The organism is Oleiphilus sp. HI0061, from assembly GCF_001635675.1.
This window is the reverse complement of sequence record NZ_LWFE01000148.1, coordinates 1-534: the sequence shown is the minus strand read 5'-3', so window position 1 is coordinate 534 and position 534 is coordinate 1. Positions and strand designations below refer to the sequence as shown.

Sequence of the window (534 nt, the reverse complement as noted above, 5' to 3'; positions counted from 1 at the left end):
TGAACATTCCGGTTATCTTCGTATCGGGTGGCCCAATGGAAGCAGGTAAAACCAAGCTTTCGGAACACAAGCTCGACCTGGTCGATGCCATGGTCATTGCTGCAGACGATAGCGCTGATGATGAAACGGTTGCAGAATATGAGCGCAGCGCCTGCCCAACATGCGGCTCTTGTTCAGGCATGTTCACGGCTAACTCAATGAATTGTCTGACTGAAGCTATTGGTCTATCTTTACCAGGTAACGGCACAACATTGGCAACTCATGCAGACCGTGAAAAGCTATTCCTTGATGCTGCAGACCGCATCGTAGACATTACACGCCGCTATTACGAACAAGATGACGAATCAGTTCTACCACGCTCAATTGCCAGCCATAAAGCCTTCGAAAACGCTGTGATGCTTGATATCGCCATGGGCGGCTCAACCAATACCATCCTTCACCTTTTGGCAGCGGCTCAAGAAGCGGAATTAGATTTCGACCTAAAGAACATCAACGAACTAAGCAGACGCGTCCCTCAGTTATGTAAGGTTGCAC

1 protein-coding gene is annotated in these 534 nt (G+C 48.9%); it reads left to right on the top strand.

All coding sequences use genetic code 11. The features are described from left to right. The coding region (locus A3735_RS01800; protein ID WP_197485590.1) for a dihydroxy-acid dehydratase at positions 1-534 on the top strand (534 nt) is incomplete at both ends.